Here is a 25,851-nt window from a genome sequence, read left to right as displayed (position 1 = left end):
CCTCACACCGCGTCGGGAAATCCATGCTGTCGCCACGCCTCGTAGACGGCGACCGCGGCCGAATTGGACAGGTTCATCGACCGCCGCCCCGGCAGCATCGGGATCCGCACCAGCTCGGTGATGTGCGGGTCGGCGAGCACCTCCTCGGGCAGCCCGGTCGGCTCGGTGCCGAACAGCAGCACATCGCCTGCGCGATATTCCACATCGGTGAACCGCGTGCTCGCCTGCGTGGTGAACGCGAACACCCGCTCCGGCCGGATCGCCTCCCATGCCGCCGCCAGATCCGGATGCACCGTCACCGACGCCAGGTCGTGATAGTCCAACCCGGCCCGCCGCAACTTCGGCTCGGACAGATCGAACCCCAACGGCTCGATCAAATGCAGCTCACACCCCGTCCCCGCCGCCAGCCGAATCGCATTCCCGGTATTCGGCGGAATGCACGGCTCATGGAACATCAGTCGGAACACGCCCACCATTCTGTGCGGGTGCCGTGCGGGCTGATCATCCGGGTCATCGGTAGGGCGGTGCCGCACGCCGCGAATGTGTCGGTAGGGCGGGATACAGTCCGCGGCATGGGGAGCACATCACATAATCCGGCGGGCGCACAGCCTCCCGCACCAGGCTTCGCGCACGCGACGGCTTCCAAGGGAAGCACGATCATCCATCTCTCCGGGCAGGTCGGAGTAGACGAAACGGGCGTGGTAGCCGAGGGGCTGGCCGGGCAGACGGCGCAGGCGTTGATCAATCTCGGGAAGGCGCTGGAGGCGGCGGGCGGGACCGCGGCCGACCTGGTCAGCGTCCGGTTCTACGTGGTGGATTGGGATCCGTCGAAGTTCGAGGCGCTCGGGGCCGGTGGCGCGGCGGCGCGGGAGTACTACGAGTTCCCGGAAACCGCGGTCACGTTGGTCGGTGTGGCGGCGTTGTTCACGCCCGAGCATCTGATCGAGGTCGAGGGTGTCGCGGTGGTCGCGTAGGGGCAGGTAGCGGCGATCGAAAGGTGTTGCGCTGTCCAGCGCTCGCGCGGTCCGGCAGGTCTGCAACAATCGAAGCCGTGACCGATGCCGACACACCGACCGCCGAACGACGGCCCGGCGACAGTTGGGCTACGCAGTTCTTTCGCTGTCACCTGCCGATGGTGATCGTGGCGCTGGTCATTCTGGTGGCGATCGTGTTCGTGGCCTCGGAACGCTGGCGCCGCGGTGCGCTGTTCTTCGGCGGCGCCACTCTGCTCGCGGCTACCTTCCGGCTGTGCCTGCCGACGGCGCGGGTCGGCTTGCTCGCGGTGCGCAGCAAACCGTTCGACGTCGGCGCGCTCGCGCTGCTCGGCAGCTCGATCGTGTTCATCGCGGCCACCATCAATACCCTCGGCGTCAGCTAGGGATAGCGGCGCGCCGGTCGTGGGGGTGATTCGGGTGAGCCCGGCCGTGTAGTAGAGCGAGGGCTGCGGCCGCGACCTGCCGGAGGTACAGGTGGCCTGCGGCATTGCCGACCTGGCCGCGAATCCGCGAACCTATCGCGCGTTGCGGGCCAGGTTCATGGTCTGGATCAGCAGCTTGGACACCGCAGCCGCCTCGGTGAGGAAGCCGTCGTGTCCGTCGCGGGAGTGCACGACCTCGAGGCCCTGACAGCCGGGCAGCCCGTCGGCCAGCTCCTGCTGGGTGTAGAGCGGGTACAACCGGTCGGAGTCGACGCCGCCGACCACGCACGGCACCGGCGTGGCCGCCAGCGCCGCTGCGATACCGCCGCGACCGCGACCGACATCGTGCCGGTTCATGGCCTCGCTCAGCAGCACGTAGGTGGCCGGATCGAAACGCTTGCACAGCTTTTCGGCCTGATACTCGAGGTAGCTCTGCACCGCGTATCGCCCGCCGCGCCACGGATCCTCATCGCCCTGGGCGTTGTTCTCGAAGCGATGATCGAGTTCGCCTTCGGTGCGGTAGCTCAGATGGGCGATGCGCCGCGCGATCCCCATGCCTGCGGTCGGGATGCGGCCGGTGTCGTGGTAGTCGCCGCCCTGCCAGTGCGGATCGGCCTGAATAGCGGCGATCTGGGTGGTCTGGGTGCCGATCTGGTCGGCGGTGGCGCGTGCACCCACCGCGAGCACCAGCGCCGCCGAGACTCGTTCGGGGGCGCCGACCATCCACTCCAGGACCCGCATGCCGCCCATCGACCCACCGACCACGGCGGCCAGGCGTTCGACGCCGAGCAGGTCGAGCAGCACGGCTTCGGCGGTCACCTGGTCACGGATGGAGATCTCCGGGAACCGAGAACCCCACGGCTTCCCATCGGGTGCTGCCGAGGACGGCCCGGTGCTGCCTTTGCAGCCGCCGAGCACATTGATCGCCACGACGCACCACTCGTCGGTGTCCAGCGGAGCGCCGGGACCGACCATGCCGTCCCACCAGCCTGGCTGCGGATGAATGTCGTCGGGGTGGCCGACCACATGAGAGTCGCCGGTCAGGGCATGCTCCACCAGCACCACATTGTCCAGCTCGGGTGACAGCTCACCCCAGCGCTGCACGGCCAGGTGCACATCGGGGACGATCTCGCCGTTCTCCAGCGCGATATCCCCGACGGCGATGGTGCCGAGCCGCCCGTCCGGCGGCGGCAACTCGGCCGCCGTCACACGGGCGGTCCTGCGGTCGGCACTCACGGTCACGTCGCCGCCGCCGTGAATCCTGCGTGGAGGTCGGTGAGGATGTCGTGGATGCCTTCGATGCCGACGGCGAGGCGGATGAGGCCGGGGGTGACGCCGGCGGCGAGCTGCTCGTCTGGTGTGAGTTGGGAGTGGGTGGTGGAGGCGGGGTGGATGACGAGGGAGCGGACGTCGCCGATGTTGGCGACGTGGGAGTGCAGGGTGAGGGCGTCGACGAATTTCTTGCCTGCGTCGATGCCGCCGCGTAGTTCGAAGGACACGATGGCGCCGACGCCTTTGGGGGCGAGTTGTGTGCCGCGTTCGTACCAGGGGGAGGTGGGTAGTCCGGCGTAGGCGACGGATTCGACGTCGGGGTGCCCAGTCAGGTATTCGGCGACGGCGAGGGCGTTGGTGACGTGGCGTTCGATGCGCAGGCTGAGGGTTTCGATGCCTTGGGCGATGAGGAAGGCGTTGAAGGGTGAGACTGCGGAGCCGAGGTCGCGTAGCAGTTGGACGCGGGCTTTCAAGGCGTAGGCGGGTGCGCCGAGGTCGGCGAAGACGGCGCCGTGGTAGCTGGGGTCGGGGGTGGTGAACCCGGGGAACCGTGACTGTCCGTTGGCGTCGGTGATGGTCCAGTCGAAGGTGCCGCCGTCGATGATGACGCCGGCCACGGCGGCACCGTGGCCGCCGAGGTATTTGGTGGCGGAGTGGACGACGATGTCGGCGCCGTGGGTCAGGGGCTGGATCAGGTAGGGGGTGGCGACGGTGTTGTCCACGATCAACGGCACACCCGCCGCATGCGCGACCGCGGAGATACCGGGAATATCGAACACCACGCTGCTCGGGTTGGCGACGGTCTCGCCGAAGAAGGCCTTGGTGTTGGGCCGGACCGCGGCCTTCCACTGCTCCAGATCATCCGGATCGTCGACGAAGGAAACCTCGATACCCAGCTTGGGCAGCGTGTAGCGGAAAAGGTTGTAGGTGCCGCCATAGAGGTGCTGGCTGGACACGATGTGATCACCCGCGCCGGCCAGGTTCAGGATCGCGTAGGTCTCGGCCGCCTGTCCGGAGGCCACCAGCAGCGCCGCGACACCACCTTCCAGGGCGGCGATTCGCTGCTCCACCACGTCCTGGGTGGGGTTCATGATGCGGGTGTAGATGTTGCCGGGCTCCGCGAGCCCGAACAGTGCCGCCGCGTGATCGGTATCGCGGAAGGCATAGGAGGTGGTCTGGTAGATCGGCAACGCGCGGGCGCCGGTGCTCTCGCACGGGGCCTGACCGGCATGGATCTGCTTGGTCTCGAAGGACCAGGCTGCGGTCGGATCGGGCACGGTGGCGTCGGTCAAGGCATGCTCCAAAGGTTGTTCGCCGGGATTACTGGGTTATCTGTGCGCGAGCGACAAACAACAACAACACATCTCGGTGACCTCCTACGTGCGCGCTTGCTCCCGGCTCTCGGGAGCCCGGTCCTCACCCGGAGCACCCCACCGCTGCAGGAGGGTTGCCGTCCAGCTAGCCGGGGCTTGGCACTGGCTCTCATGACCTGACCGCCATCGTAACCGGCGGGCCCTCACGGCCCGAACCCCGGCTTCCCATGCTCGGGATCGGCGGCGGGTGAGCTGCGGTGGAATCGACGGCGAACCGTAATCCGGCTCACACCCTGACCTACCCGCACAGTGAGGTCGCCAGCAGCAGTACGCTCGTCTTGTTTGCACCAGACGTCTCGCGGACAACACGAGGCGTATACGTTGTCTGTTGAACAGCTGGGGTCCGCTCACAAGCGTGTTCGCCTGGCCGTGCAATAAGGGCACCATCCTAGGAGGACACGAAGATCCATGTCCAAGATCAAGGTTGAAGGCACCGTCGTAGAACTCGACGGCGACGAGATGACCCGGATCATCTGGCAGTTCATCAAGGACAAGCTGATCCACCCGTACCTCGATGTGAACCTCGAGTACTACGACCTCGGCATCGAGTACCGCGACAAGACCGACGACCAGGTCACTGTCGACGCTGCGAACGCCATCAAGAAGCACGGCGTCGGCGTGAAATGCGCGACCATCACCCCCGATGAGGCCCGTGTCGAAGAGTTCGGCCTCAAGAAGATGTGGCGCTCGCCCAACGGCACTATCCGCAACATTCTCGGCGGCACGATCTTCCGCGCGCCGATCATCATCTCCAACGTTCCGCGCCTGGTACCTGGCTGGACCAAGCCGATCATCATCGGCCGTCACGCCTTCGGTGACCAGTACCGCGCCACCGACTTCAAGGTGTTCCAGGGCGGCACCGTCACGCTGACCTTCACCCCGGAAGACGGCAGCGAGCCGATCGTGCACGAGGTCGTGAAGATGCCCGAAGACGGCGGCGTCGTCATGGGTATGTACAACTTCAAGAAGTCGATCGAGGACTTCGCGCGGGCATCGTTCAACTACGGCCTGCAGCAGAACTACCCGGTCTACATGTCGACCAAGAACACCATCCTGAAGGCCTATGACGGCATGTTCAAGGACACCTTCCAGGAGGTCTTCGAGGCCGAGTTCAAGAGCCAGTTCGAGGCGGCGGGCCTGACCTACGAGCACCGCCTGATCGACGACATGGTCGCCTCCTCCATGAAGTGGGAGGGCGGCTACGTCTGGGCCTGCAAGAACTACGACGGCGACGTGCAGTCCGACACCGTGGCGCAGGGCTTCGGTTCGCTGGGCCTGATGACCTCGGTGCTGCTGACCCCGGACGGCCAGACCTGTGAGGCCGAGGCCGCGCACGGCACGGTCACCCGGCATTACCGTCAGCACCAGCAGGGCAAGCCGACCTCGACCAACCCGATCGCGTCGATCTTCGCCTGGACCCGCGGCCTCGAGCACCGCGGCAAGCTGGACAACACCCCCGAGGTGATCGGTTTCGCGCAGACCCTCGAGGACGTCGTCATCAAGACCGTCGAGGGCGGTCAGATGACCAAGGACCTCGCGCTGCTCGTCGGCGGTGACCAGGGCTACCTGAGCACCGAAGAGTTCTTGGCCGCGCTGGATGCCAATCTGGCACGCGCCACCCGCTGAGCTGATCCGCTGAGCTGATCTGCCTCGGCAGGACCGCTGCCGGCCGTGAGGCGCCCCTACCGAGGCGCCGCGGCCGGCGGACAAGGGTCCGGCTGGATACACGGGCACCCCGCACATCATGCGGGGTGCCCGAGGTGTTTCCGGGGGTGTCAGCGAACGCCGACCGGGCGCCCGGAGGTGAGCAGACCGGAGACCGCGGTGGTGAAGCTCTCCGCACCGTGACCCAGCTCGGTCTGCTTGTCGAACAGGCGTTGCAGCGGGTCGATGAGCTCGCTGGAGACGCCCTGGTTGTGTGCGGCGGTGCGGATATTGTCGAGTCCGACGCGGTTGGCGGCGAGGTCGGAGAAGTTCACCGGGAACTCCCGTGAGTCGATCTCAGCAGCCAGCGTCGGCAGCAGATCCAGCAGCGAGCGCAGCCACGGGATCAGGTAGTCGGCGGTGAACGTGGTGGCGCCGACGCCCTCGCTGTCTACCATGGCCACCGCCTGGAAGAAGCCGCCGAACAGGCCGTACATCCCGGCCAGCACGGCCATATCGTGCAGTCCGGCCAGGCCGGCGTCGGCGCCGAGATAGTTCACGGTGCCGAGTTCGGCGAGGGTGCTCGCATGCCGTTGCTGTGCCTCGGCGGAGCCGCTGTAGAGGAACAGCGTGTCGGTGGTTCCCAGGGTTTGCGGGACGCCGAGGATGGCGCCGTCGAGGAACCGCCCGCCCAGTTCGGTGACCAGGGTCGCCAGTTCGCGGGCCTGATCGGGGCGACCGGTGGCGACGTTGAGGATGTCGCGTCCGGCCACCAGCTCGCCCACCTCACTCACCAGCGCCGTCGCGGTCGCGGTATCGACACCCGCGATCACGATCAGCTCGCCCGCGCCGATCGCGGCCTCCGCCGAATCCACTCGATGCGCCCCGAGCCCGTCGAGCTGGTCCGCCTTGCCCGGGGTGCGGTTCCACACGGTGGTCCGATGGCCGTTGCGCAGGAACAGTTCGGCGAGTGCGGCGCCGATCCGGCCCAGCCCGAGGACGGTCACCGGAGTGCTGTTGTTGGTCATGATGTGACTCCTGTTGGCAGACGTAGCTTGGGGCGCCGCTACGACTTTGGGGTACAACGCCGCGCGGCGATACCAGGAACACATCCTCCACGCGATAATTCCCGTAGTAATGCTGTAGTTCATGTGTAGCAACCGGGTTATGCTGGGCCTATGAGTGTGCCAGCCGAGTGGCCCGAGATCCCTCAGCGCGAGCTTCGCAACGATGCGAGCAGGGTGCTGCGTGAGGTTCGAGCCGGCCAGGCCTACACCATCACCGTGGACGGGGCGCCGGTTGCCGACCTGGTGCCGCATCGTCACCTGAAGCGTCGCGTCGCGGTGCCGCGCGACGAGGTGATCACGGCCTTTACCGGACTACCGGCGGGAGCTGAGAGGTGGCAAGCCGATCTCGACGAAGCCGTTGATGACTCGCTGTACGACCCCTATGACCGCGCGCATCGTCGCGGCGAGTTCGCGCCGCGAGATGATCGGTGACCGGCGGGGTGGCGCGCGGTCTTGTCGATACCAGTGTGATCATCCTCCTGGACGGGATCGATCCCGAAGAGCTGCCTGAGGAGATGGTGATCAGCGCCGTGACCATGGCGGAGCTGGCAGCGGGGCCGCACTATGCCAGGACGGGTGGTGAGCGAGCGGAGCGAATCGAGCGCTTGCAGAACGCTGAGGCGCTATTCGATCCGCCGCCTTTCGATACGCGCGCTGCGCGTCGCTATGGCCACATCGTGGCGTCCGTGCTGGCGGCCGGGCGAAATCCGAAGCCGCGCCGGGTCGATCTCATGATCGCGGCGATCGCCTCGGTCGGCAGGTTGCCGCTGTACACGGTGAATCCCGCCGATTTCAGCGGGTTGGAAGATCTGATCGACGTTCGGACGGTGACGCACCCGGGTTCTCGATGACGATGTCGTGAACATACCGACCTGAATGTAAAGGTAGAATCGTCCGAATGGTCAGAACCGCACTCTCCAAGCCCGCGCGCCGCACCCAGGAGCAGCGCAGTAGTGAGATGCGGGTCCGGCTGCTCGACGCCACCATCGACTGCCTGGTCGAGTACGGATACGCGGGCACAACGACGCCACGTGTCGCCGAACGCGCCGGCGTGACCCGTGGCGCTCAGGTGCACCACTTCGGGTCCAAGAACGACCTCGTTGTCGCGGCCATCAGCCACCTCGCGCAGCGTCGCGCCGAGACCGCCATGCGCGATATGGGCCGGGTGGAGGAGGTCGACGATCCGGTCGACGCGGCCCTGGAATTCCTCTGGGAGCTGCATCAGGGGCCGCTGTTCATCGCCACCGTCGAACTGTGGGTAGCAGGCCGCACCGATTCGGTGCTTGCGGCCGCCATGGAAAAGGTCGAGCCGTTCGTCAACAATGCGGTGCTGCTGGCGGTGGCCCGGTTCGTCCCGGATGAGGTGCGCCGCAAGGACGCCCGCGATTTCGTCTACACCGCCATGGATGCCCTGCGTGGCATCCTGATCTCGAACTTCATCGATCCGGATCCGGATCGTGCGCGCCGGCGGTGGACTCGCGCGAGTGCTCATCTGCGCACGATCGCGGAGGCTGCGCTTACTCCGAAGGTTGCCTCGGAATCGTGAGGCGCTGACGCTGCTCTCGGCGGCGGATAACGGTGCTGTGTTGCCGCCGCTTACGCACGTCACCCGCGCCGCCACTGGCGAATGTGTCCTCGCAGCGGCGCGGCGGAATGTTCGAGCACTGCCCTTTACTGGGGCTGACGGGGGACTTCACCCAAAAATCAGCCGCACCCTTGCGTAGTTACATACACGCTCGTATGTTTGTAACTGGTTGAGCCGCGCGGCTGGCGCGGTTACCTGCGAGCGGCTCCGAGGTCTTCGGGGTGGCACAAGGTGAGGAGTTCGATGGCGAACAAGGTCTACGTCGTGGGTGTCGGGATGACGAAGTTCGAGAAGCCCGGCCGGCGCAAGAACGAAGACGGCAGCGACTGGGACTACCCGGACATGGCACGGGAATCGGGGACCAAAGCCCTCGCCGATGCCGGAATCGACTACCGCGAAGTGGAACAGGCCTACGTGGGCTACGTCTACGGCGAGTCGACCTCCGGTCAGCGGGCGGTCTACGAGCTCGGAATGACCGGTATCCCGGTGGTCAACGTCAACAACAACTGCTCCACCGGGTCGACCGCGCTCTACCTTGCGGCTCAGGCGATCCGGGGCGGTCTGGCCGAATGCACCCTCGCGCTCGGATTCGAGAAGATGAAACCGGGCTCGCTGGAATCCACCTGGGACGATCGCGAACAGCCCATGGGCAAGCACATTCTGGCACTGGCCGAGATCTCCGAGGTGCTGTTTCCGGTGGCGCCGTGGATGTTCGGTGCGGCCGGTCGTGAGCATATGAAGCAGTACGGCAGCACGCCGGAGCATTTCGCGAAGATCGGCTACAAGAACCACAAGCATTCGGTGAACAACCCGTACTCGCAGTTCCAGGACGAGTACACGATGGATGACATCCTCGGCGCACGGATGATCTACGACCCGCTCACCAAGCTGCAGTGCTCGCCGACCTCCGACGGTTCCGGTGCGGTGATCCTGGCCAGTGAGGCGTTCGTGGATTCGCACGATCTGGCCGGGCAGGCAGTGGAGATCGTCGGACAGTCGATGACCACCGACTACGGCTCCACCTACGACGGCACCGCGAAGAACATCATCGGCTACGACATGAACGTGCAGGCCGCGCGCAAGGTCTACGACCAGGCCGGACTCGGCCCGGAGGATTTCCAGGTCATCGAGCTGCACGACTGTTTCTCCGCCAATGAGCTGCTGCTCTACGAGGCGCTGGGCCTGTGCGGTGAGGGTGAGGCGGCGAAGCTGCTCGATGCCGACCAGACCACCTACGGCGGCAAGTGGGTCGTCAACCCGTCCGGCGGGCTCATCTCCAAGGGGCATCCGCTGGGCGCGACCGGTCTGGCGCAGTGTTCGGAGCTCACCTGGCAGCTGCGCGGCACGGCCGACAAACGTCAAGTCGACAACGTCACCGCGGCCCTGCAGCACAACATCGGTCTCGGCGGCGCCGCCGTCGTCACCGCCTACCAGCGCGCAGTGCGCTGACACTACGAAACCCGTACTCGACGAGGAGCACGACCATGGGTCATATCGACGCAACCAAGAACCTGAACGCCGCCCCCGACGCCGTCTGGGCCGTCGTCTCCGACACCGGCACCTGGGACAAGTGGTTCACCATCCACGAGCGCTGGATGGAGGAGCCGCCCGCCGCTTTGACCGCCGGATCCAAGCTGGTCGCCAAGATCTTCATGCTCGGCATGGCCAACAAGATCGAATGGGTCGTCGAGAGCGTGGACGCACCGAACAAGCTGGTGCTCAGTGGGACCGGTATGGCCGGTGTCAAGGTGCGGTTCTCCTTCGAGATCCAGCCGGAGGGCGAGGGCAGCAAGTTCTCCGTCGACGGTGATTTCGAGGGCGCGCTGATCAAGGGCGCGCTCGGCAAGGCAGTCGAAAAGGACGGCGCCAAGCAACTGGACAAGACCCTCGAGCAGCTCGACGCGCTGGCGTCGGTCTGAGTGCGGGAGCGCGCATGTCGACCGAAACAGCGGGCAAGAGCGTCGAATTCGACGACTCCGGTCTGAACGTCTGGTCCGATGAGGAACGTTTCGAGGTTACCGCGGAGCGGATCGCCGAGTACGCGGCCGCGACCAATGACCCGATCCCCGCTCATCTGGCCGGTGAGGTGGCCTCGCCGGTATTCGGCATCGTCCCGGTTTTCGAGGCCATGATGATGCCGGTGATCGACGTGGTGCCGATGGACATCTTCGGCCGGGTCGTGCACGGCGAGCAGGATTTCCATTTCCATCGCCCGATCAGACCCGGTGACAAGCTGGTTTCGCGGGCCAAGGCGATCGGTTACGAGGGCCGCGAGAACGGCACCACGATCACCATCGTCATCGAATGCCGCACCGAAGACGGCGAACTGGTCAACAAGCAGTACCTGACCGCGTTCTTCCGCAATATCGATGTCGGCACCAAGGTCGGCGAGTCGGCGCCTGCGCACAAGTTCGATCCGGCACTGGCCGAACAGCCGCCGCTGGCGGCGGTCGCCCACCATGTGGATCACGACCAGACCTACCGCTACGCGCCGGCCTCCGGCGATCCTGTCCCGCTGCACCTGGACGAGCAGGTGGCCGAGGACGCGGGCCTGCCCGGCATCATCGCGCATGGTCTGTGCACCATGGCGATGTCGTCGTGGGGTGTGCTCACCGAGGTCGCGGGATCGGATGTGCATCGGCTGAAGCGGTTCGCGGTGCGGTTTTCGAAGATGGTGTTCCCCGACGACGACCTGGAAACCCAGATCTGGCGGGTCGGTACCGAGGACGGCGCCACCACCTACGCGTTCCGGACCGCGCGCGGTGCGGATCTGGTGCTCACCGACGGGCTCGCCGTCGTCGCCGACTGATCCGGTCGCCACACCGGGCCTCCGGACGAGGCTCATCGAACACCGACTGATCACCTCGCCGCGGCGCCGACACCGACAAGTCCGGCGCCGCGGCGTTTTCCCTTAGCTGTGAAGGAGTTTCGAAACATGGGTGCACTCGAAGGGCGGGTTGCCGTCATCACCGGCGCGGGCCGAGGGATCGGCCGCGAACACGCACTGCTGTTCGCCGCCGAGGGCGCCGCGGTGGTTGTCAACGATCTCGGCGGTAGCAATGCTGGTGAGGGCTCCGATGTGGGTCCAGCGCAGGAGGTCGCCGACGAGATCGTGGCCGCGGGTGGGCGCGCGGTGGCCAATACCGAGAACATCGCCACCTGGGCCGGGGCGAAGAAGCTGGTCGATCAGGCCGTCGCCGAGTTCGGCAAGCTCGATATCGTCGTCAACAACGCCGGCATCCTGCGCGATGGTTTCGTCGCGGGCCTCGAGGAGTCCCAGTGGGACGCGGTGATCGCGGTCCATCTCAAGGGCCACGCCGCGGTGCTGCATCATGCCGCCGCGTACTGGAAGGACCAGAGCAAGGCGGGTAATCAGATCAACGCCGCGGTGATCAACACGGCCTCCGCTTCGGGTGTCACCATCCCCAATCCGGGGCAGGCCAATTACGGTGCCGCGAAGGCGGGTATCGCGGCATTGACGCTGGTCGCTGCCGACGAGCTGGAACGCTACGGCGTCCGCGTCAACGCCATCGCCCCCATGGCGCGTACCCGCCTCACCCTCGCAACCCCCGGCATGGGCGCCATTTTCGCCGCCGAGGTCGAGGAGGGCGAATTCGACGCGTTCAGCCCGGCCAACATTTCTCCGCTCGTGGCCTATCTGGCGTCGGAGAAGTGCCCGATCACCGGCAAGGTTTTCGCGGTCCAGGGCGGCGCCATCTCCGAGCTGGCAGGCTGGCATGACGTGAAGACCATCGAGGCCGACGGGCCGTGGCTGATCGACGATATCGCCGCCCGGCTGCCCTGATATCACCACCGAGCACAGGAGAACGACGATGTTCGAATGGTCCGAAACCGACGAGATGATCCGCGAGGCGGTGCGGACCTTCATCGACAAGGAGGTCCGCCCCAACCTCGACGCCCTCGACAGCGGTGAGATGACGCCGTACCCGATCCTGCGGAAGCTGTTCGCGGACTTCGGGATCGAGGCGATGGGCGCCGAGGCCGTCGGCAAGCTGCTGGCCAAGCAGCGCAAGCGCGAGGATGCCCTGGCGGCAGGGGAGGAACTGCCGGAGAAGAAATCCTCGGGTGGTTCGAGTCCGTTCGCCGGCCAGGAATCGCTGATGGCGGTGCTGATCGGGGAGCTGTCCGGGGTGTGTATGGGCTTGGTGACGGCGCTTGGCGTCAGCATCGGGCTCGGCGCGACCACCATCATGTCCCGCGGCACGCTGGCACAGAAGGAGCGCTGGCTCGCCGACATCGTCACCATGAAGAAGGTGGCCTCCTGGGCGATCACCGAACCGGATTCCGGTTCCGACGCCTTCGGCGGGATGAAAACCTACGTCAAACGCGACGGTGAGGACTACATCCTCAACGGCCAGAAGACCTTCATCACCAACGGTCCCTTCGCCGACGTGATGATCGTCTATGCCAAGCTCGACGAGGGCGACGGTACCGACAAGCGTGACCGCAAGGTGCTCACCTTCGTGCTCGACAAGGGTATGGAGGGCCTCACGCAGGGCAAACCCTTCAAGAAGATGGGCCTGCATTCCTCGCCGACCGGTGAGCTGTTCTTCGACAACGTCCGGGTGGGCCGCGACCGGCTGCTCGGAGAGACCGAGGAACACAAGGGTGGCGACGGCCGCGACAGCGCGCGTTCCAGCTTCACCGCCGAACGCGTCGGGGTGGCGTTCATGGCGCTGGGCATCATCAACGAATGCCATCGGCTCTGCATCGACTACGCGAAGAACCGCAAGCTGTGGGGCCAGGAGATCGGCCGCTTCCAGCTGGTCCAGCTCAAGCTGGCCAAGATGGAGGTCGCGCGGATCAACGTGCAGAACATGGTGTTCAGCATCCTCGAACGCGGTCGGGCCGGTAAGCCGCCGACGCTGGCCGAGGCCTCGGCGATGAAGCTGTACGCGTCCGAGGCGGCTACCGATGTCGCGATGGAGGCGGTGCAGTTGTTCGGTGGGAACGGGTATATGACCGAATACCGTGTCGAGCAGCTGGCGCGCGACGCCAAGTCACTGATGATCTATGCGGGTAGCAATGAGATCCAGGTGACGCATGTCGCCAAGGGGCTGCTGGCGTAGCCGACGTGACCGAGTTGTTCGCGCGAAACGCCGCCCACCGAAGAGTGGTGGGCGGCGTTTCGCTGTCCGGACCCTGGGACAGGCTGTGCCCGGGTCCCCATGGGGAGAGCCTCAGTTGAGTGCTCCGTTGTAGTCGGGCAGTTTGAAGGTCGTCTCGGCATGCCCACCCGCGAGATCAGAAGGGCTGTTGCCGATATTGGCGACGATCGTGTAGCCGTCGGACTCGATATCTCCGCGGGCACCGGTCTTGTACTGCTCGAGCCCGGTGGCGCCGGCCGAGAGCGTGGTGAGCGGGCTGCCGTACAGGCCGTCGACCGGGTAGCCGACGGCGGTGAGGTTGTGCTGGGTGTAGATGTTCACCAGCTCCGGCCGTCCGGTGACGAAGATGATCGTTGCGCCCTGGCCCTTCGCCCAGGTGACCAGCCGCAGGATGGGATCGATCGCGGGGATGATGACGCCCGGGTTGTACTGAGTCTCCAGCGAGGTGTTGTCGATATCGAGGACGATGGCCGGACGGGTGGCGCCGGGCAGACGCTGGGCGAGTTCGCCCTGTGCCTGGTCGGCCACCGTCTGCACCTCGCCGATCCACTGCTCATAGGAGGGGAGTGCGCCGCCGGAACCGGAGGGCGTACCGGAATCGGCGGAGTCCGTGGGGGTTTCGGTACCGCCGGTATGTGGGCGGGAATTGGGGGTGCGCGAGGGCGATTCGGTGTCGTTGTCGGACCTCGACGACGATCCGGTGCCGTCATCGGAGCGCGAGGAGGATCCCGTGTCGTCGTCCGTACGCGAGGAAGAGCCGGTGTCGTCGTCGGAAGATGAACCGGAATCACTGGACCCGGATGCCGAGCCGGACTTCCCCGAGCCCGACGAAGAACCGGATTTACCTGAGCCCGACGAGGATCCGGACTTCGCCGACCCCGACGCCGAACCCGACTTCGCCGAACCGGACGCGGAACCGGATTTCGCGGACCCCGACGACGAACCGGTACCACCGGGCAGAATGGACGAACCGGTATCGCCCAATGCAGGCAGCGGAACGATGAGAGTGACGGCGACGCCGAGAGCAACGCCTGCGATGGAGCGCTTCATGGTCGGACGTTAGCTCCCGGTAAGTATGAAGCGCAGGTGTTTCACAATCCCGAGACTGGCCCGTGATCTGCTGGGCCACTCTCGAATCGCCCCGCATCGCGCCACTGGCTTACCCCGCCGCCCATTCTTCGCTCGCTCTCAGCGCAGCTCAGCGGGCTATCAGGGTGGGCGGTTAAGCTCGGGCGAATGACGGCAGGACCAGGCACGTTGATCGCAGTCACGAACGATCTGGACGCGGTGACCACGCGTGGCCCCGAGGACGAACCCGCAGCGGCGGGGCTGGCGCGCGGGGATGTCGAGCGAGTGTGGGCGTCGGTCCAGGACTGGTATCGGCTGGGCACCACGCCCGCGATCCAGGTCTGCGTCCGGCGTCACGGTGCGGTGGTGCTCAACCGAACCATCGGCCACGGGTGGGGAAACGGGCCCGGTGACGGCCCGGATGCCGAGAAGGTCCTCGCCACGCCGGATTCGCCGTTCTGCGGGTTCTCCACCGCCAAGGGCGTCTCGGCGACATTGATGTACATGCTCATCGAGCAGGGTGCGTTCGGTGTGAACGACCCGGTGTGCGAATACATTCCGGAGTTCGCGGCCAACGGCAAGGAATTGATCACCATCGGCGATGTGCTGTCGCATTCGGCGGGCGTGCCGTTCATGACGCCGCCGTACCGTGCCGTCGACGTGGTGGTCGATGAGGAACTGGCGGTGCAGGCGCTGGCCGATCTGGTGCCGAGCTGGCGTCCGGGCCGATTCCGCGTTTACCACGCACTTACCGGCGGCCTCATCCAACGCCTGCTGGTGCGCCGGGCCACCGGGAAGCCGATGCGCGAACATCTCGCCGAGCAGGTCCTGGACCCGCTGGGCTTCCGGTGGACCAACTTCGGCGTGCGCGCCGAGGACGTCGACAAGGTGGTGCCGAGCGTGAAAACCGGGCCGGGACCGTCGCGGATCTCGAAGTTCCTCGCGCGCAAGGCACTCGGTGGCGGAATGGGTGGCGCGGTGGTGTCCAAAGAGGCCAACGCGGCCTTCCTCACCGCCGAACTACCCTCCGGCAATCTGGTCACCACCGCCTACGAGCTGTCGCGCTTCTATGAAATCCTCGCCCGCGGTGGGGAACTCGATAGCATCCGCATCATCGACCCCGCCACCCTGCGCGCCGCCGTCCGGCCCGCCCACCGAATGCCGGGAGCCGCAGGCCGAGTCTCCTGCGCCGGTTTCGAACTGGGCGCTCGCCGCTCCAAATTCGGCCGCAACACCCAGTCCCATTTCGGTCGTAGCGGTTTGACCACCCAATACGGCTGGGCCGACCCTGCCCGCGCCCTCTCCGGCGCCATCCTGACCAGTGGCAAAGCCACCACCGACACCACCCGCCCCTGGCAACTGGTCGCCCAGATCTCCGACCTCATCGGTTAGTCGCAGCGAACCAGGAGGCGGAGGTTGCGCTGATGAGCTGTAGGGTCAGCGGCGTGGGGTGGAATTCACATGGCTCGGCGGCGAAACTCGTCATGGTGATCTCGGCTGCCCTGATGATGGTGGCATCGCTGACGGGCTGTGCGCAGCGCATCACCGGTGACGCGAACGCCGCCGGAACCGCGGAGACCTACCGCCAAGGTCTGTCGGCCGAGGAGCGAGCGGCACTGCGAGTGTCCGACCAGATCAGGCGTCTCGATCCGTGCGGGTTCATCAACGATGCCGCGATCGCAACCCTCGGCACACCTGTGTACTTCGGTGGCAGTCAAGGGTTCGACGAATGTCATGTGGCGTTTCGGCCGAAAATCGGAGCGGCCGGGATCACCGGGGTGGGGGTCGACATGAGCCATCACTCGATGAATGCACCGAACGACACGATCGACGGAACGCCGGTTATCGTCGAGCGCGTACTGGGCTGCACGATCACCGTGCCGTACCGTGTGCGCGACTTCATTTACTCGATGTATGGCTCGGAGGGCGCCGACGTGTGTCCGGCTGCCAAGGAATTCGTGCGCGCCGCACTGCCGACGCTCGACACCACGCCGCTGCGCAGCGACACTACGCGCGCATTCGATACGCCACTGGCGGCCATGGACCCGTGCGCGGCACTGACGGTTCTGGGTACGGATCCGGACCGATTGAAGATCGACACCCATGTGGTCGCCTACAACTGTGAGGTACAACTCGACAAGGACGACGAGTCGACGTATTACTCCATCATCTCGACCCAGAAAACGCTCAGCCTGCTCGACTACGGCCAGTCCGAGGGCGAAGTCATCACCGTCTCAGGAGTCAGAGCGGTACGCAAGCCGAACAGCTGCACCATGGACCTGTACCTGGGTGAAAATGATCCTCGGACAGTGGACATAGGCGCCGACGGTCCACCGCCCGCGCATCAAGGACGGGCCGATACCTGGGCCGACGTCGTCGAACTCACCGGCAGCCGAGGATGCACCGACCTGATGCGGATCGCCGAGGCCGTGGTCACCGCGTACAAATCCGCCTGAGCGCGCGCATTCTCACACCGCGCGCAGATGGTTGCGGCTGGCGTAGATGTGTTCGGCGATGAGGGTGGCGATGCGGTCGGGGGCCTCGAGCATGGGGACGTGGCCGACACCGTTGACCAGGATGCGGTCCGCGGATTCGGGAAGTTCGCGCAGGTAGCGGCGGGCGTAGACACGATTGGGGATGATGCGGTCGGTTTCGGCGAGCAGCAGGCGCACCGGGGTCGTCAGGTCCGACACGTCGTTCATCGCCGACGCTCGCAGACTGCCGATGATCATCGGCACCATCGCCGGACAATGCAATGCGGCGGTGATCTGGGCAGCGAGGTCGCGGCGCGGCACGGCGCTCACGTTCTTGCTCAGCAGGAGCCCGACGGCCAGCTGGATGAGCCGGTTGTTCGCCGGGAATCCGCCCAGCCGCTTGCCCAGCTGTACCAGCGGAATCAGCGACGCGAACTTCAGGCCCACCCGGATCTGGGTGAACGAGGGCGAATTCCAGCCGCCTGCGGGCGCGATCGCGGTGAGGGTGCGGGCTCGGCCGCGGCGCGCCAACTCGAAACCGACCCAGGCGCCCAGCGAATTGCCGGCGATATGGCAGGTGCGCCAACCGAGTTCGTCCAGCTGCGCCTCGATCTGATCGGCGAAATCATGGAACTCGAGCGTGCGGCCTGCGAATTCGGGTCCGCCCCAGTGCCCGACGAATGCGGGCGCGAACACTTCGCAGTGCGAAGACAATCGGTTCGCGACCTGCTCCCAGCAATGCGGTGAGAGCATGAAACCGTGCAAGAGCAGCACCGGGTCACCGGACCCGACGTGCAGTGCCTTGATCGGCTCGAGTGGGGAAGTGGGCTTGGAGGTGCCTGACGTCATCGTCATCACCCCTTCCTGGCGCGATGTCCTCGGGGAGTGTCGGTGCATTGCATTGTACGGTCGTCGGGTGCCCCACATCATCTCGACAGTGAACGTCAACGGCGTGCGTGCGGCGGCGGGCAAAGGCATGCTCGCTTGGCTCGCCGCCACCGAAGCCGACATCATCTGTCTGCAGGAGACCCGCGCGACCGACGACCAGGTCGCGGCCGCGCTGGCGCCCGCACTCGACCAGGGCTGGCAGCTCTCGCACGCCGAACCGGACGCCAAGGGCCGGGCCGGGGTCGGCGTGCTGTCGCGGCGGGCGCCGCGGGCGGTGCGCACCGCGATCACTCCGGACAGCGAATTCGCGGCGACCGGCCGGTTCATCGAGGTCCAATTCGACGAGGTGACGGTGGCCAGCGTGTACGTGCACACCGGTGAGGCCGGTACCGAGCGTCAGGAGGCGAAGTATCGGTTCCTTGCCGAGATCGGTGCGCACCTGAGCGCCAGGACCGGCGACTATGTCATCGCCGGCGACTGGAACATCGCCCACACCGAGCGTGACATCAAGAACTGGAAGGGCAACCTGAAGAAGTCGGGTTTCCTCCCCGAGGAGCGCGCCTGGATCGACGCGCAACTGGCGGCGGGCTACGTCGACGTGGTGCGCGCACTGTATCCGGAGGGCGAGGGCCCCTACAGCTGGTGGTCCTACCGCGGCCGCGCCTTCGACAACGACGCCGGCTGGCGGATCGACTATCAGCTCGCCACACCCGCACTGGCCGAACGCGCCAAACAGGCGGTCGTCGAACGCGCCGACGCCTACGACCAGCGCTGGTCCGATCACGCGCCGGTCACGGTGCAATACCGCTGAACCCTCTGTCTCAGGTAACACCGCTGAACGTGCAGTACCGAAGAAAGCAGGAGCTGTGAAAGCGAAGGTCATCCGCGTCCTGTCGGCATTGGGCACGGTGGTGCTCGCCGTGGTCGTGGCGCTGCTGGCGACCAAGGGCGGTGATGAGAAGACCACCGACGCGTCGGCCACTTCGACCCGGGTTGCCGCAACCAGTGCGGCCACTCCGGACGGTGTGCCGCGCGACCCCGGGAAGGGGACCGCCGCGCCGGTGGCGTCGAAAGCGCCCGGCGTCCCGGATCGCGCCTACACGACGTTGCGGGAGATCGACGCAGGCCGGTGGCCCGGCTCGGCCAACTCGCCGGGCACCAAGGGCGGCGACCGGTTCTTCAACCGCGGCGGCGACCTGCCCGCCAAGGACGCTGCCGGTAAGGCGATCACGTATCAGGAGTGGGACGTCAATCCCAAGCAACCCGGACGCTCCCGCGACGCCGAACGCATCGTCACCGGCAGTGACGGTTCGGCGTGGTACACCGGTGACCACTACGAAACCTTCACGAGGATGCGCTGATGACCATCGCGTTATCGCAGTTCCTGACCGCGGACCTGGTGTCGGCTCCCGGCGCGCGCGGCCCGGCACCGGTGTTCGGTGCGCTCGATGTGGGCGCACCGGAGTTCAGCGGTGTTCGTTATCAGGCGCCGTCGGGATTTCGGGTGCGGGAACTGCGCGGGAAGAAGATGCGCACCGTGGCCGGAGTCTTCGACGAGTTCGCAGCCGCGCTGCAGTTCCCCTACTACTTCGGCAACAACAAGGACGCCTTCGACGATTGCCTTCGTGATCTCGACGATTGCCTCGGATCGGCCGAGGGCTACGTCGTCGTGGTGCGCGACGCCGGTCAGGTTCTGGCAGACGCGCCGGGGGAGTACGAGTGGCTTGCCGAAGCGTTGAGCGAGACCGCCGACTATTGGCTCCGGCGCGAGATCGTGTTCCGGGTGGTCGTGCAGGGCGAGTCCGCGGCGTTGCCCGCCGTCGGGTTGCACCTCTGAGGATTGCCGGCCGCAGGTCGGCGCGGCAGTCCATGTCCGGCCGGGCTGTTCCCGGGACCAGCTGATCCGGGGGAGCCGGTTCAGCCGAGCCTGCGTGCCAGGTCTTCCCCGAGCAGCACGAAGACATCGGTGGTGTGCTCGATCAACTCGTCGCGGCTGATCGGCAGATCGCCGCGCAACCAGCCGGTCAACGTCTGGACCAGGCCGCCGACCAGGTAGGTGGCCCGGAAATCGATCACCGGATCCGGCTCTGGGTCGGTGATGCCATAGAACTCGACACCCTCGGTGGCGACCAGGCGCGCGAACACCCGCACCGTTTCGGTGGTGCGCGCCCGCAGCTCAGGGGTCGCCATCCCGGCGACCAGCGCCACCTCCGCCTTACGCGGATCGTCGGTGAGCAGGTGGATCCCCGCGGTGATCGCCGCGTGTGCTTTCGCCCTGGTGTCTGCCGGCGCGGTGTGCAGGGACGTGACGATCACGGCGGCCAGCTCCTCGGCGATGCCATCGATCAGCGCCGTCAGCACGGCGTCGCGGCTGTCGAAGCTCTCGTAGTAGTACCGCTCGTTGAGCCCGGCGCGGGTGCACAGCCCGGAAACAGTGAGCTTGGCCAAGCCCTGGGTGCCGATGATCTCGAGCGCCGCCTCGAGCAGCGCCGTACGTCGCTGAGCCCGGCGTGCGTCCGCCGAGATTCCGCCGTAGGTCCGCTGCGCAGTCACGGGTTCGATCTTAGGGTGAGCCGCCCACGGTTGGGCTCGGGTACGACCTGTCAGGTGCGTGCGTCACCCGCCGGTCGCGGGCGGACGGGAAATGGGTTCGGTCCACCGGTAGACGGCATGCGAAGATCGGGGGCATGTCCAGTCCTGCTTCCAGCCCGGTCGCCGCCGGTGAACGCAAACAGCGGGTCCTGTCCGGGATCCAGCCGACCAGCTCCTCGTTCCATCTCGGCAACTACCTCGGTGCGCTCCAGTACTGGGTGACCATGCAGGACGACTACGACGCGCTGTATTTCATCCCGAACATGCACGCCATCACCGTGCCGCAGGACCCCAAGGAGCTGCGCCTGCGCACGCGCAGCTCGGTCGCGCAACTGCTGGCACTCGGCATCGACCCGAAGCGGTCGACGCTGTTCGTGCAGAGCCAGGTGCCCGAGCACGCCGAGCTGACCTGGGTCCTGAGCTGCCTCACCGGATTCGGCGAGGCGAGCCGGATGACGCAGTTCAAGGACAAGTCGGTCAAACAGGGCGCGGAGAACGCGACCGTCGGCCTGTTCACCTATCCGGTGCTGATGGCCGCCGACATCCTGCTCTACCGGCCGCATCAGGTGCCCGTCGGTGAGGATCAGCGTCAGCATCTGGAACTGACCCGGAATCTGGCCCAGCGCTTCAACTCTCGGTTCAAGAAGACCTTCGTCGTGCCCGAGGCGCATATCGTCAAAGGCACCGCCAAGATCTACGACCTGCAGGACCCCACCGCGAAGATGAGCAAGTCGGCCAACACCGACGCCGGTCTGATCAACCTGCTCGACGATCCGAAGGTGACGGCCAAGAAGATTCGTTCCGCGGTCACCGACACCGAACGCGAGATCCGCTACGACCCCGACGCCAAGCCGGGTGTCAGCAATCTGCTGGTGATCCTCGGCTCGCTCACCGACACCCCGATCGTGACCCTGGAGAAGGACTACGAAGGCAAGGGCTACGGCGATCTGAAATCCGACGTCGCCGACGCGCTGGTCGAATTTGTCACGCCCTTGCAGGCGAAGGTGGAAGAGTATCTGGGGGATCAGGGCGAACTCGACCGCATCCTCGCAGCAGGCGCGGAGCGAGCACGAGAGATCGCCGGCAACACCCTCGCGCAGGTGTACGACCGGGTGGGTTTTCTGACCCGCTAGACCCGTTGACTCCGGCTGCGAGGTCCGTCTGAGGGGCTGACAGTGCAGTTGATCGACAACATCAAAGCGGCGGTCTCACGGCAGGTCGAGGCGCGGCCGTGGATCGACCATATGGTGCGCGCCGGTGGGCGATATCAGAGTCAGCGCGGCGACTACTTTGCCGCAGGCATCACCTATTTCACGGTGCTGTCGCTGTTTCCGCTGCTGATGGTGGCATTCGCCGCGGCCGGTTTCGTGCTGGCGGGCAATCCGGAGTTGCTCGGCGAGATCCAGGACCGGGTGGTGGAGAATATTCCCGGTGAACTGGGAACCCAGCTCAACGATCTCATCGATCAGGCCATCAAATCCCGTACCGCCGTCGGCGTACTCGGCCTGCTGACAGGTCTGTACACCGGTCTCGGCTGGATGGCGAACCTGCGTGCCGCGCTGACCGAACAGTGGGAACAGAAGACCGAGGACGGCAACTGGATCGTCACCAAGATCAACGATCTCGGCGCGCTGATCGGCCTCGCCCTTGCGTTCGTGGTGTCGCTCGGCCTGTCGGGCCTGGCCTCCAGCGGACTAGGTGGGCAATTGCTCGAGCTGGCAGGCATGCGTCATCTGCCCGGTGCGCGGGTGGTGCTGTGGCTGCTGTCGACGGGGCTGGCGCTCTTGGCGTCCTGGGCGGTGTTCGCGTGGATGATCGCGCGGCTGCCGAGGGAACCGGTCACGCTGGCCAGCGCGGCCAAGGCCGCGGTATTGGCCGCGCTGGCCTTCGAAGTGTTCAAGATGATCGCATCGATCTACCTGCAATCGGTGATGAGCAGTCCGGCCGGTGCGGCATTCGGCTCGGTGATCGGTCTGATGGTGTTCAGCTACATCACCTACCGAATTGTCTTGTTCGCCACGGCATGGGCCGCTACGGCCGCGGAGAACGAGCGGGAAGCCGAGGTTCCGGCGCCAGGGCCCGCGGTGATCCGGCCGCGGATGCAGGACGCCGGGCGGTTCGGGACCGGGGCGACCTACTTCGGGGCGGGTGCTGTTGCCGCGTTGGGGCTTTCGCTGCTGCGGCGGCGGAAGGACTGAGCTGCTCGGTCGGCGGTCGGGTCGGCTGCACCGCAGTGGTATTCGGTGCGTGCCGGGAGAAGGTCAGCGCCGCCGGATGATTCGCCGCGCGCCTGCGAGCAGAACCAGCACCATGATTCCGCCGCCGGCGACGAGCACCCATCGCAGGTCGTCCCGATCCGGTCCGCCCTGCGATTGCGCCAGGTGCCCGACCTCCGAACCCTGTGGTGGCGCGGCGAGCGCGACACCGGTGGGCTCGGCCTCGGTGTCCGGGCCCGGCAGCGCGCCGACCGAGGCGTCGGCGTCGAGGGCGAACCCGTAGTCCAGCAGCCGCGCCGCCTGCTCCCACGGCCGGATCGGCAGCACGTCGGCTTTGAGCAGGGTCACGATGAGCGTGCGCCCTCCGCGCTCGGCCGCCGCGACGTAGGTCTGCCTGGCATCGTCGGTGAACCCGGTCTTGCCGCCGAGCGCGCCCTCGTAGTTGTAGAGCAGGTGATTGTCGTTGCCCACCGGGAAGCCGGGATGGTCCTTGTCCTCCGGAATCCGCGGATCGGCCGGGTATCCCGGGAAATCGATCTGTTCGGTGTGGATCAGCTCGGCGAACAGCGGGATCGTCATCGCCTCGCGGAACAGCAGCGACAGATCGTAGGCCGAGGTGCTCATCCCGGGGCCGTCGAGACCGGACGGGGTCGCCGCGCGGGTGTCGAGCGCGCGCAGCGACCGTGCCAGCTCGTTCATCTTGGCCACCGCTGCGTCGTCCCCGCCGAGCTGGGCGGCGATCGCGTGCGCGGCGTCGTTACCGGAGGCCATGATCAGCGCCTGCATCAGCTGACGGTTGGTGTAGCGCCCGCCGGGACCGATGCCGACCCGGGTGCCGTCCACGTCGGCGTCGGCCTGTGTACCGGTCACCACCGTGTCCAGGTTCAGCGTGCGCAACGCCACCGTCGCCAGCAGCACCTTGATCGTGCTGGCCGGCCGATAACGACCGTGCGGATCCTTCGCGGCCAGCACCTGACCGGTCTCCATATCCGACACCATCCACGAGGTCGCCGAGATCTCCGCAGGCACCGGCGGCGCCCCCTTCGGCACGACCACCCCGCACGCACCCAACCGCTTCCCGCCGACCGGCGGATCCGGCACCGGCAGCGGCTTCGGTGTCGGCTGCCCTGGCTTCGGGACCTCCGACAGGTCGATCGGCGGGGGCGGCAAGGTCTGCTGCGGGCAGTTGTCGGTGTTCGGCGTGGTGAAAGGCGTCGTCGTCGGCCCTGCACTGCTCGCAGGCGCGGCGACCGCAGGCGCCCCGGCCGCTACCGTGCCGACAGCCAGCAACGCCGCCAGCGCCACCGCAGCCCGGCGGCGAAGATCCCGGATGTTCATCGGGCGTGAGCCTAGCGGGCGCAGGGAGATTCACCGTTTCTGGCGGGTGTTCGACGCCACGGGGACATTCCCGAACTTGAAATTTCGGGTCCCCGAACATTACTATTCGGTAGTGGATAGAGTGCGTTCCGAACCTGGATTTCGTCGTTGGGCAGGAATCGGGGCGTTTGTCGTCGCGTGTGCGGTCGCGCTGGGGGCGACCGGATGCGGGGCGATCGAGGCCGAGGACGGGAAGCCGACGGTGCTGACGACGTTCACGGTGCTCGCCGATATCGCGTCGAATGTCGCGGGTGAACATCTGAAGGTCGAGTCGATCACCAAGGTCGGTGCGGAGATCCACGGGTACGAGCCCACCCCGGGGGATATCAAGAAGGCGGCCAAGGCCGATCTGATCCTGGACAACGGGATGAATCTGGAGGCGTGGTTCGGGCAGTTCGTCGAGGACTCCGAGGCCGCACATGTGACCGTCAGCGACGGTGTCGCGCCGATGAGCATCACCGAGGACGCCTACCAGGGCAAACCCAATCCGCATGCTTGGATGTCTCCGCTGAACGTGCGGACCTATGTCGACAATATGGTCACCGCGTTCAGTGAGCTCGACCCGGCTCATGCCGCCGACTTCCGCGCCAACGGCGATAACTACAAGGCCGAGTTGCAGCGGGTGAACGATGAGCTGGTCGCAGATCTGAGCGTGTTGCCGCAGAACCAGCGGGCGCTGGTCTCCTGCGAGGGCGCGTTCTCCTATCTGGCGCGTGATGCCGGACTGACCGAGAAATACATCTGGCCCGTCAACGCCGAACAGCAGGCCACACCGCAGCAGATCACCTCCGCGATCGAATTCGTGCGCGCAAACCAGGTGCCTGCGGTGTTCTGCGAATCCACCGTCTCCGACGCCCCGATGCAGCGCGTCGTCGAAGCGACCGGTGCGGCATTCGGCGGGGTGCTGTACGTGGACTCGCTGTCCGAGGCCGACGGCCCCGTGCCGACCTACCTGGAGCTCATCCGCCACGACGCCGATCTGATCGGCACGGCACTGACCGGGAGCAAGCCATGAGCGATACATCAGCCATCGAGGTCAGTGACGTCACCGTCCATTACGGATCGGTGCTCGCGCTCGACGCGGTCGACCTGACCGTCGAATCCGGTCGGGTATGCGGGCTCATCGGGATGAACGGCTCCGGCAAATCGACGCTGTTCAAGACGATCATGGGCCTGGTCACCCCCGACCGCGGCACCGTCCGCATCGGCGGCGGGACACCAACCGCGGCGAGAAAGGCCGGCGTGGTCGGATACGTTCCGCAGAGCGAGGACGTCGACTGGTCGTTTCCGCTGTCGGTGCGCGAGGTGGTGACCACCGGCCGCTACGGCCGGATGGGATTCACCCGCCGTGCCCGGCGCAGCGATCGCGATGCGGTCGACCACGCGCTGGAACGGGTCGAACTCACCGAGCTGGCCGACCGGCAGATCGGCCAGCTCTCCGGCGGCCAGCGCAAACGTGCCTTCGTCGCCCGCGGGATCGCCCAGGGCGCCACCGTTCTGCTGCTGGATGAACCGTTCGCCGGCGTCGACAAACGCTCGGAAGCCACCATTACCGGCCTGTTGCGGGAACTGGCCGCCGACGGGGCGACGGTGCTCGTGTCGACCCATGATCTGCACGCCCTGCCCGGACTCGCCGACGAGGCGGTCCTGCTCATGCGGAAGGTACTGATGCACGGCGACCCCGACGAGGCATTGCGGCCCGAAAGCCTGGCTCTCGCTTTCGGTCTCGATGTGATGGGACAGCGGTGA

General features: G+C 66.4%; 29 protein-coding genes and 1 riboswitch. Of the genes, 21 read left to right on the top strand and 8 right to left on the bottom strand.

Annotation, left to right across the window (positions count from 1 at the left end):
• Nucleotides 1-2 precede the first annotated feature (2 nt).
• On the bottom strand, nt 3-467 hold the full coding sequence (locus tag ACFXNW_RS25265; RefSeq protein ID WP_379420275.1) for a tRNA (cytidine(34)-2'-O)-methyltransferase: 465 nt from the start codon (nt 465-467) through the stop codon (nt 3-5).
• A gap of 105 nt (nt 468-572) precedes the next feature.
• Between ACFXNW_RS25265 and ACFXNW_RS25260 the strand changes: the two genes are divergently transcribed.
• Together ACFXNW_RS25260 and ACFXNW_RS25255 are read left to right on the top strand one after the other, a co-directional pair.
• On the top strand, nt 573-974 hold the full coding sequence (locus ACFXNW_RS25260; RefSeq protein ID WP_379420274.1) for a RidA family protein: 402 nt from the start codon (nt 573-575) through the stop codon (nt 972-974).
• A 158-nt stretch (nt 975-1,132) separates the two neighbouring features.
• Nucleotides 1,133-1,378, top strand: a complete 246-nt coding sequence (locus tag ACFXNW_RS25255; RefSeq protein WP_379420381.1) for a DUF3017 domain-containing protein — start codon at nt 1,133-1,135, stop codon at nt 1,376-1,378.
• Between the two features lie 132 nt (nt 1,379-1,510).
• Here ACFXNW_RS25255 and ACFXNW_RS25250 read toward each other — a convergent pair whose 3' ends face one another.
• Together ACFXNW_RS25250 and ACFXNW_RS25245 are read right to left on the bottom strand one after the other, a co-directional pair.
• Complete coding sequence (locus ACFXNW_RS25250) at nt 1,511-2,659, bottom strand: homoserine O-acetyltransferase (RefSeq protein WP_379420273.1); 1,149 nt, start codon at nt 2,657-2,659, stop codon at nt 1,511-1,513.
• A complete protein-coding gene (locus ACFXNW_RS25245) occupies nt 2,656-3,981 on the bottom strand; it encodes a bifunctional o-acetylhomoserine/o-acetylserine sulfhydrylase (protein ID WP_379420272.1) in 1,326 nt (441 codons plus the stop codon). The genes ACFXNW_RS25250 and ACFXNW_RS25245 overlap by 4 nt, the downstream gene beginning before the upstream one ends.
• Before the next feature lie 87 nt (nt 3,982-4,068).
• Nucleotides 4,069-4,179: riboswitch (SAM riboswitch) on the bottom strand.
• Between the two features lie 291 nt (nt 4,180-4,470).
• Between ACFXNW_RS25245 and ACFXNW_RS25240 the strand changes: the two genes are divergently transcribed.
• Nucleotides 4,471-5,688 (top strand): NADP-dependent isocitrate dehydrogenase, encoded by a 1,218-nt coding sequence (locus tag ACFXNW_RS25240; RefSeq protein WP_379420271.1) that lies wholly within the window; start codon nt 4,471-4,473, stop codon nt 5,686-5,688.
• Between the two features lie 149 nt (nt 5,689-5,837).
• Here the strand turns inward: ACFXNW_RS25240 and ACFXNW_RS25235 are convergent, their stop codons facing one another.
• Nucleotides 5,838-6,734, bottom strand: coding sequence for an NAD(P)-dependent oxidoreductase (locus ACFXNW_RS25235; protein WP_379420270.1), 897 nt, complete (start codon nt 6,732-6,734; stop codon nt 5,838-5,840).
• Nucleotides 6,735-6,884: 150 nt separating this feature from the next.
• Here ACFXNW_RS25235 and ACFXNW_RS25230 point away from each other — a divergent pair, with 150 nt between their 5' ends.
• The 8 genes from ACFXNW_RS25230 to ACFXNW_RS25195 all read left to right on the top strand — a co-directional run bounded on the left by ACFXNW_RS25230 (nt 6,885) and on the right by ACFXNW_RS25195 (nt 13,448).
• Nucleotides 6,885-7,205 carry a type II toxin-antitoxin system Phd/YefM family antitoxin gene (locus ACFXNW_RS25230; RefSeq protein WP_379420269.1) on the top strand — a complete coding sequence of 107 codons (321 nt, stop codon included), beginning with the start codon at nt 6,885-6,887 and terminating at the stop codon, nt 7,203-7,205.
• A complete protein-coding gene (locus ACFXNW_RS25225; protein ID WP_379420268.1) occupies nt 7,202-7,624 on the top strand; it encodes a type II toxin-antitoxin system VapC family toxin in 423 nt (140 codons plus the stop codon). Before ACFXNW_RS25230 ends, ACFXNW_RS25225 begins: the two co-directional genes overlap by 4 nt.
• 47 nt (nt 7,625-7,671) lie before the next feature.
• A complete protein-coding gene (locus ACFXNW_RS25220) occupies nt 7,672-8,319 on the top strand; it encodes a TetR/AcrR family transcriptional regulator (protein ID WP_379420267.1) in 648 nt (215 codons plus the stop codon).
• 282 nt (nt 8,320-8,601) lie between these two features.
• Nucleotides 8,602-9,807 carry a lipid-transfer protein gene (locus ACFXNW_RS25215; RefSeq protein ID WP_379420266.1) on the top strand — a complete coding sequence of 402 codons (1,206 nt, stop codon included), beginning with the start codon at nt 8,602-8,604 and terminating at the stop codon, nt 9,805-9,807.
• Nucleotides 9,808-9,842: 35 nt separating this feature from the next.
• Entirely contained in the window at nt 9,843-10,277 is a 435-nt protein-coding gene (locus ACFXNW_RS25210; RefSeq protein WP_379420265.1) for an SRPBCC family protein, read from the top strand.
• A gap of 14 nt (nt 10,278-10,291) precedes the next feature.
• The gene (locus ACFXNW_RS25205) at nt 10,292-11,167 is read left to right on the top strand and encodes a MaoC/PaaZ C-terminal domain-containing protein (RefSeq protein WP_379420264.1); all 876 of its coding nucleotides are present in this window, start codon (nt 10,292-10,294) and stop codon (nt 11,165-11,167) included.
• Nucleotides 11,168-11,293: 126 nt separating this feature from the next.
• Entirely contained in the window at nt 11,294-12,163 is an 870-nt protein-coding gene (locus ACFXNW_RS25200; RefSeq protein ID WP_379420263.1) for an SDR family oxidoreductase, read from the top strand.
• Nucleotides 12,164-12,191: 28 nt separating this feature from the next.
• Nucleotides 12,192-13,448, top strand: coding sequence for an acyl-CoA dehydrogenase family protein (locus tag ACFXNW_RS25195; RefSeq protein ID WP_379420262.1), 1,257 nt, complete (start codon nt 12,192-12,194; stop codon nt 13,446-13,448).
• Between the two features lie 111 nt (nt 13,449-13,559).
• On the opposite strand, the gene ACFXNW_RS25190 is transcribed toward ACFXNW_RS25195, so the two are convergent.
• Nucleotides 13,560-14,015, bottom strand: coding sequence for an HAD family acid phosphatase (locus ACFXNW_RS25190; protein WP_379420261.1), 456 nt, complete (start codon nt 14,013-14,015; stop codon nt 13,560-13,562).
• An 82-nt stretch (nt 14,016-14,097) separates the two neighbouring features.
• On the opposite strand from ACFXNW_RS25190, the gene ACFXNW_RS25185 reads away from it, so the two are divergent.
• The 3 genes from ACFXNW_RS25185 (at nt 14,098) to ACFXNW_RS25175 (ending at nt 17,011) form a co-directional block, all read left to right on the top strand.
• Nucleotides 14,098-14,550: a hypothetical protein gene (locus ACFXNW_RS25185; protein ID WP_379420260.1), complete on the top strand. Its 453-nt coding sequence runs from the start codon at nt 14,098-14,100 to the stop codon at nt 14,548-14,550.
• 173 nt (nt 14,551-14,723) lie between these two features.
• Nucleotides 14,724-15,947 carry a serine hydrolase gene (locus tag ACFXNW_RS25180; RefSeq protein ID WP_379420259.1) on the top strand — a complete coding sequence of 408 codons (1,224 nt, stop codon included), beginning with the start codon at nt 14,724-14,726 and terminating at the stop codon, nt 15,945-15,947.
• A 344-nt stretch (nt 15,948-16,291) separates the two neighbouring features.
• Complete coding sequence (locus ACFXNW_RS25175) at nt 16,292-17,011, top strand: hypothetical protein (RefSeq protein WP_379420258.1); 720 nt, start codon at nt 16,292-16,294, stop codon at nt 17,009-17,011.
• A gap of 12 nt (nt 17,012-17,023) precedes the next feature.
• On the opposite strand, the gene ACFXNW_RS25170 is transcribed toward ACFXNW_RS25175, so the two are convergent.
• The gene (locus tag ACFXNW_RS25170; RefSeq protein WP_379420257.1) at nt 17,024-17,884 is read right to left on the bottom strand and encodes an alpha/beta fold hydrolase; all 861 of its coding nucleotides are present in this window, start codon (nt 17,882-17,884) and stop codon (nt 17,024-17,026) included.
• Between the two features lie 61 nt (nt 17,885-17,945).
• On the opposite strand from ACFXNW_RS25170, the gene ACFXNW_RS25165 reads away from it, so the two are divergent.
• The 3 genes from ACFXNW_RS25165 to ACFXNW_RS25155 are packed head-to-tail and all read left to right on the top strand — an operon-like array spanning nt 17,946 to nt 19,754.
• The gene (locus ACFXNW_RS25165) at nt 17,946-18,728 is read left to right on the top strand and encodes an exodeoxyribonuclease III (protein WP_379420256.1); all 783 of its coding nucleotides are present in this window, start codon (nt 17,946-17,948) and stop codon (nt 18,726-18,728) included.
• 55 nt (nt 18,729-18,783) lie between these two features.
• Nucleotides 18,784-19,278 (top strand): ribonuclease domain-containing protein, encoded by a 495-nt coding sequence (locus tag ACFXNW_RS25160; protein WP_379420255.1) that lies wholly within the window; start codon nt 18,784-18,786, stop codon nt 19,276-19,278.
• Nucleotides 19,278-19,754 (top strand): barstar family protein, encoded by a 477-nt coding sequence (locus tag ACFXNW_RS25155; RefSeq protein ID WP_379420254.1) that lies wholly within the window; start codon nt 19,278-19,280, stop codon nt 19,752-19,754. The genes ACFXNW_RS25160 and ACFXNW_RS25155 overlap by 1 nt, the downstream gene beginning before the upstream one ends.
• Nucleotides 19,755-19,834: 80 nt before the next feature.
• On the opposite strand, the gene ACFXNW_RS25150 is transcribed toward ACFXNW_RS25155, so the two are convergent.
• The gene (locus ACFXNW_RS25150; RefSeq protein ID WP_379420253.1) at nt 19,835-20,470 is read right to left on the bottom strand and encodes a TetR/AcrR family transcriptional regulator; all 636 of its coding nucleotides are present in this window, start codon (nt 20,468-20,470) and stop codon (nt 19,835-19,837) included.
• 134 nt (nt 20,471-20,604) lie between these two features.
• Here ACFXNW_RS25150 and trpS point away from each other — a divergent pair, with 134 nt between their 5' ends.
• Both trpS and yhjD read left to right on the top strand, forming a co-directional pair.
• Nucleotides 20,605-21,642 (top strand): tryptophan--tRNA ligase, encoded by a 1,038-nt coding sequence (trpS, locus tag ACFXNW_RS25145; protein WP_379420252.1) that lies wholly within the window; start codon nt 20,605-20,607, stop codon nt 21,640-21,642.
• Between the two features lie 42 nt (nt 21,643-21,684).
• On the top strand, nt 21,685-22,707 hold the full coding sequence (gene yhjD / locus ACFXNW_RS25140) for an inner membrane protein YhjD (RefSeq protein ID WP_379420251.1): 1,023 nt from the start codon (nt 21,685-21,687) through the stop codon (nt 22,705-22,707).
• Between the two features lie 63 nt (nt 22,708-22,770).
• Here the strand turns inward: yhjD and ACFXNW_RS25135 are convergent, their stop codons facing one another.
• Nucleotides 22,771-24,063: a D-alanyl-D-alanine carboxypeptidase family protein gene (locus tag ACFXNW_RS25135; protein ID WP_379420250.1), complete on the bottom strand. Its 1,293-nt coding sequence runs from the start codon at nt 24,061-24,063 to the stop codon at nt 22,771-22,773.
• Nucleotides 24,064-24,175: 112 nt separating this feature from the next.
• Between ACFXNW_RS25135 and ACFXNW_RS25130 the strand changes: the two genes are divergently transcribed.
• Nucleotides 24,176-25,117 carry a metal ABC transporter substrate-binding protein gene (locus tag ACFXNW_RS25130; protein WP_379420249.1) on the top strand — a complete coding sequence of 314 codons (942 nt, stop codon included), beginning with the start codon at nt 24,176-24,178 and terminating at the stop codon, nt 25,115-25,117.
• Nucleotides 25,114-25,851 carry a metal ABC transporter ATP-binding protein gene (locus ACFXNW_RS25125; protein WP_379420248.1) on the top strand — a complete coding sequence of 246 codons (738 nt, stop codon included), beginning with the start codon at nt 25,114-25,116 and terminating at the stop codon, nt 25,849-25,851. The genes ACFXNW_RS25130 and ACFXNW_RS25125 overlap by 4 nt, the downstream gene beginning before the upstream one ends.

This window comes from Nocardia sp. NPDC059180, from assembly GCF_042754945.1.
GTDB lineage: Bacteria > Actinomycetota > Actinomycetes > Mycobacteriales > Mycobacteriaceae > Nocardia.
This window is presented reverse-complemented; position numbering and strand designations above follow the sequence as displayed.